This is a genomic window from Capnocytophaga sp. oral taxon 412 str. F0487, from assembly GCF_000271925.1.
Lineage (GTDB): Bacteria > Bacteroidota > Bacteroidia > Flavobacteriales > Flavobacteriaceae > Capnocytophaga > Capnocytophaga ochracea.
The window spans coordinates 1-3,923 of sequence record NZ_AJZR01000037.1 but is presented as its reverse complement, the minus strand read 5'-3'; the positions used below and the strand labels follow the sequence as shown (position 1 = coordinate 3,923).

The 3,923-nt window shown below is 28.7% G+C and carries 4 protein-coding genes; all 4 read left to right on the top strand.

Annotation, left to right across the window (positions count from 1 at the left end; genetic code table 11):
* Positions 1–2,234, top strand: a 2,234-nt coding sequence (locus tag HMPREF1321_RS12230; protein ID WP_009421870.1) for a hypothetical protein, incomplete at its 5' end; no start/stop codon positions are given.
* A gap of 2 nt (positions 2,235–2,236) precedes the next feature.
* Entirely contained in the window at positions 2,237–2,929 is a 693-nt protein-coding gene (locus HMPREF1321_RS06425) for a hypothetical protein (RefSeq protein ID WP_009421869.1), read from the top strand.
* A gap of 108 nt (positions 2,930–3,037) precedes the next feature.
* Positions 3,038–3,181, top strand: a complete 144-nt coding sequence (locus HMPREF1321_RS11595) for a hypothetical protein (RefSeq protein ID WP_009421871.1) — start codon at positions 3,038–3,040, stop codon at positions 3,179–3,181.
* Positions 3,182–3,205: 24 nt separating this feature from the next.
* Positions 3,206–3,760, top strand: coding sequence for a hypothetical protein (locus HMPREF1321_RS06420; RefSeq protein WP_009421872.1), 555 nt, complete (start codon positions 3,206–3,208; stop codon positions 3,758–3,760).
* The last annotated feature ends 163 nt before the right edge of the window (positions 3,761–3,923 follow it).

The window sequence follows — 3,923 nt, the reverse complement described above, 5'->3', positions numbered from 1 at the left end:
TAATGGATTACAATGAGGGGCAAGACTTCTTCTACCGCGATTGGAAGCAAATCAACGACCCTAAAGTGAAGTTATACGCTTTTCAAGGACAAGGGGAAGGAGAGTATTTAGTTTACTCATTACAACAAATATTAGATTTCCTTAGAAGCAATAAGAATAAAGAAGTAAATTTTCCTCCTGCTAAGCAAGATTATAACTTAGAAAAATATTCTTCAGAAACTCGTTTAGATGAATATTTTACAAATAAAGAAAATAAGAAAGTAAAAATAGTAGGACTTTATTGCAATGATAAAAAGGGGAAATTGAACTTATCTACTGTAGGGAATATTGTAGGAAGAACAGGATACTCTGTAGAATTTAACGAGTATAATGCTGTTTTCTCTATGTATGTTTACTATGCCCAAGGAAAAGAACCTGCTATTACTATCAAAACAAAAGGATATCACGCATTAAAAGAAATCCTTAATTACATTGGCTTTGAAATTACAGGGGAAAGCAAAAGACATATAGCTAAACTATACAAAGAGGCATTTGGAAAAGCTGGTTATGATTATAACAAAATAGATGCTTTGCTTGAGGATATTCCAAGTTTTATCATTTCTGAACTTTCAGATGAAACACTGTGGAAATATTTACAATCACTTTCTAAAGGAAGTATTGATAAGGCAGGAACGAACGAAGAAAGTGCTATCTTTAATGTTATCAATAGCTTTAAAGATGATAAGTATTTGTATAACCAATTGTATAATCATCAAGAAGTAGTCTATGATTTATATTCAGGAATAGATGGAGATAATGTAATGCGTTATCTCAATAAACTTCTTCAATTAACAGATAAGTATAGTAAAGCAGAAGAACAAAGTCTCAGACATTTTTGTTTTTTAGGGCTATTTAAGACAGGTGATTATAGATTCTTTACAGAGATCAAAAATATTAAAGAACATAATCGTTCTAAATTTATAAAATCTTGGAAAGTTACAGTATTAAATAAAGGAATCCCATCAGAATTAGACGTCTCTGACTTAAGTAATTTTTCAAAAGAAAATTTATTAGATGTTGCAACTGTTTATCTTTACAAAAATTCAACAACACCTAAAGTTGATGTTTTACCTATTATATATATTTATCATTTATCAAAGGAACAAAATCAGGAAGACCTTTTAAAAACAATAGAGATAGCATCTAACTTCTTAGGGGTATATGGAGCTTCAAGAGGACTATTTGTAAAGGGAGCAAGTGTAATACTGAAAACAGCAGCAACCATTGAAATAGTAAATTTGTCGTTAAATGCCTATATGCAAAATGAATCCCATAGAAAAGAAATAGAAAATATGGGAGCTGGAGGCAAGTGGTTTGTGGAGAATTGGAGTACTATAAGTACCCTTACTGATTTAGCGACCTTCTCAGTAGCTATATTAGATGATTTGCCTAAAGTAAGTGCTAAACTGCAAAAAGAAGGAGTAGACACCAAAGAACTAGATACTTTTGTTGAAAAAGCAAGACGAGAAGTAGGAAAAAGAACAGCAGAGTTAGAAAAACAAACTTTATCTCTACTAAGCTCTTTAAAAAACAGTAAAATAGAAAAACTTGTAAAAAGTTGGGATAAAACATTGCAAGAAGCCTTAGAAAAGGATTTACTTTCTAAATCTACAGGAGGTGAATTAAGACAGCTTTTAAAGACAGAAGACGATTTCCTTAAATGGAAACTGATAAAAGAAGACCCTGCCTATGCCTTTGAAATCTCTAAAACCGATATTACTTGGACAAAATGGGGAAAAAGTAATTTCTTTAAAACAAATACACAGTTAGGAAGACAATTTGAATCTTTAGTAAGTTCTAAAATTAGAAACATATCTCCTTTTAGTACTCTTTATAAAGACTATACACACTTAAAACAAGTATATTTAAAAGGAGTAAAAGACAATATTATTGCTGATGATTTGTTTGTAAAAGAACTACGCGATGAACGAGGAAGGAGCTATTTTAAAGCCATAATAAGTGACAGCAAGTTAAAGGCTACCTCGCCTTGGACAGCTAACCAAAAAAGCGAATTAATAGATGTTTTTAAGAATAACCCTAATAAAAAATACATAGAGTTTGAGGTGAGAAGTGATAAGTTGCCTATAAATTCACCTATTAAGAAAACTGATAAAATTCGTATTTATCGTGAAGATGTATATAAAATAATAAGTGAGGGCGATAATATAAAAATTCCTCCTATACAAATGTTTTGAATATGAACCACATTGATTATAATAATTTCATTTTAGAAAAAAATAGAAATTTTAATGAACAAAATAGTATCCTTATAGAAACATCAAGTGATGATTTTAGGTTGGGTACTCATTTAGTTCGCAAAAGCAAGGAAAATTTATATGTTATATATTATTATATGGAAAATAATATTAGCACTATATATTTTCAAGGATTTGATATTTATATAGTGTATATTGAATTAGAGAGTATTGTAATGAATATTCTATCAAAATATGATTTAATAGGAAAAAATTATAATATTATTGACCGCCCATCTTTTAATTTAAATGAAAAAACTTTAAAATATAACTTAGAAAAAATTAAAAAAGAAAATATTGAAAAAATAGCCAATGAGTTTATTACTTTTTATAAACAGAAAGCCCTTCCTTTCTTTGAAAAATGGAAAGATTTAAATGTTTTATATGAATATATTAAAGATAAAACAGAAGAAGAGTTGTGGGATATTTTAGGGCAATTTGCACCAATGAAAAAAGCGGTTATTTTAAAACTTTGCAATGATAGTAACTATCAGGAATTTATGGATAGCTATTTTCAAAAACAGAAGGAATATTTTGACGAAGACCCTGAAGATATTGATAATATAAGATATTACAATGCCTCTAAAGAACTTAAACAAGTTTTAGATAATACAGAACCTATTTACAATGTGTAAAAACATTTCTGTCTTCCTGGACTAACCCCTCCTTGTAACAAACAAGGCGAGTTCTTTATTGCTGATCAAGTTTGGATTAAATATGATGCAAGAGGTAATATACAAGATATGGTAGTAGTAGAAACGAAGCTAAGTCAAAGTACAGCCTTAACTACAGGGCAAACTTTAGCACAACAACAAGCTGGAAAAGGCAGCTTGTTTTCAAAAGTCAATAACTCTATTTCACAAGATATTAATAAAATGAAACGATAGATTCAAGTAATAAAATAAGTTGTTATGGGAACTCTTTCAAAAATTTATGTAAAAAATGATAATATAGATAATATTATTAATGAGTTTAAAACTTTCTATTCTATAAAAAGAATAGAATTTTTAGATACTCCAAAGTGGTGGCTCTATGCGCCCAAAGAGACTATTATTATTTCATTTGAATATGAGAATTGGATAGAAATAGAGGTGCAATTCAATTATTCACTATACATTTATGATGAGTTCTTGAGAAGGTTGTCAGAGAAGTATCTAACTATTATTTTATTAGTATATTATCAATCAACAACGGGAGAAGGTAGAGTGGCTATATTTCAAAGAGGTAGAATGAATTTATCTATTGTTCAAAATTATGTTAGAGAAGAGAATGTGGATAAAAATATTTTGACAGATAATTTTGGTTTGCCTATCTCTTTAAAAAATAAATTTCAAATTCCTAATCTATATGATGAATGTTATGTTTTTGATTATGATTTTATAAATTACTTTTTGGAAAAAGAAGGGGTCTTTTCTCTATCAAAAGAAAAAAAATATCATTATATACATATAGAGAAAATTAATTAAAATACAAGATATTACTAAATGGAAAAGTCAAAAGAAAATTTACTAAGGAGCTTTCGTTAGAGGAAGAAGCTGTATTGAGATTTTATACAACCAAAGAGGGATATAAGAATTTTAATAGAGCTCTAAGAGGTGAAATACCTATGACTGATTTTTATATCTCTCA

Bases quoted from the DNA above. Each gene is read 5' to 3' on its own strand.
- HMPREF1321_RS06425 (WP_009421869.1), top strand. From the start codon at position 2,237: ATGAACCACATTGATTATAATAATTTCATTTTAGAAAAAAATAGAAAT.
- HMPREF1321_RS11595 (WP_009421871.1), top strand. From the start codon at position 3,038: ATGGTAGTAGTAGAAACGAAGCTAAGTCAAAGTACAGCCTTAACTACA.
- HMPREF1321_RS06420 (WP_009421872.1), top strand. From the start codon at position 3,206: ATGGGAACTCTTTCAAAAATTTATGTAAAAAATGATAATATAGATAAT.